Here is a 1,557-nt window from a genome sequence, read left to right on the forward strand (position 1 = left end):
CGTATCGAGCGGAGGGGGCGCCTTCGGCGCCAGTGCAGGGCGGGGAAAGGATCTTGTGGCTGGCTCGTTGTGGTTGGACGATGGAGGGGTCGCGGTCGAGGCCGATGGATCTTGATGCTTCGAGCTTGTTATCGAGCGTGGCCTGGAGGGCGTCCGCGGGAACCGCGGATTGGTGCCTATCCGGCTTTCGTGCCGGTGGAGCCCGACAAGTAGATTCATCACTCTGATCCCTGCTCTCCCCGCGACACTCGTCGATGCCGGCCGGCGCCGATGAAGTCGATCGGAGGGTGTCATGGATGTCGTTTACGAACGTGCCGCGGGCTTGGATATCTCTAAGAGAGATGCGAAGGTCTGTCTGCGGCTCCCGGCAGGGCGGCGGAATCAGTTCACGAAGACCGTGACGACGTATGGGTCCACGGTCTCCGAGATAGAGCGACTGCGGCAGGACTTGGAAGCGGCCGAAATCGAGGTCGTCGTGATGGAAGCGACGGGTGATTACTGGAAGCCGTTCTTCTTCACGCTCGCGGAGACATTGAACGTCGAACTCGTGAACGCCCGGCAGGTGAAGAACATGCCGGGCCGGAAAACGGATGTCCTGGATGCGCAATGGCTCGCCGAACTCGCCGCTCACAACATGCTTCGCAGCTCGTTCGTGCCCCCGGAGCGGATCCGGGAGCTCCGCGATCTGACCCGCACCCGCCGCCACCTCGGGCAGGAGCAGCACCGCGAGTGGGCTCGGCTGGAGAAGAACCTTGAGGACTCCGGCATCAAGATCAGCTCCGTCCTCTCCACGCTGGGCAGCCAGACGGGTCGGCGGATCCTGGACGCCCTGGTCGCCGGGGAACGGGACCCGGAGGCCTTGGCCGCGCTCGCGCACGCATCTTTAGCGAAGAAAACGCCGGTGTTGATCGAATCCCTGCGAGGCAGATTCCGGGATCACCACGCTTTCATGGTGCGATTGCACTTGCGCCGCATCGACGCGATCACCGAAGACATCGCAGCGATCACTGATCAGATCGAGAGGGTGATCGAACCCTTTCGAGGAACCCGGGAACTCCTGATGACGATCCCGGGCATCAAAGAAAACGCAGCAGACACAATCATCGCCGAGATCGGCGCGGATATGAGCGTCTTCCCCACCGCAGGACACCTCGCCTCCTGGGCAGGAGTCGCACCAGGTCTCCATCAATCAGCAGGCCGCATCAAATCGGCGCACATCAATCCCGGCGACGCCTACCTCAAAGCCGCTCTCGGAATCGTCGTCTTCACCATCATCCGCTCCAAGAACGGACGCCTCTACGCGAAATACCGGCGAGTGAGCTACCGAACCGGCGGACTCAAAGCTGTGGTCGCCATCGAACACACTCTTCTCACCATCATCTGGAACATGCTCCGCAACGGCGTTCCCTACGACGAACTCGGATCCGACTACTACCGCCCTCGCCACCCTGAACGCACCCGAGACAACGCCCTCCGAACCCTCGCGACCCTCGGCTACGACGTCACCCTCACCCCCAGAACCGCGTGAAAGGTCACCATCCCTTTCCAAGTAGATCC

General features: G+C 62.1%; 1 protein-coding gene. It reads left to right on the forward strand.

The window, feature by feature from the left end; genetic code table 11:
* The first annotated feature begins 292 nt into the window (after positions 1-292).
* Positions 293-1,528, forward strand: a complete 1,236-nt coding sequence (locus EDF43_RS21595) for an IS110 family transposase (protein WP_132438521.1) — start codon at positions 293-295, stop codon at positions 1,526-1,528.
* The last annotated feature ends 29 nt before the right edge of the window (positions 1,529-1,557 follow it).

The sequence above is a fragment of the Rathayibacter sp. PhB179 genome, from assembly GCF_004345345.1.
GTDB lineage: Bacteria > Actinomycetota > Actinomycetes > Actinomycetales > Microbacteriaceae > Rathayibacter > Rathayibacter festucae.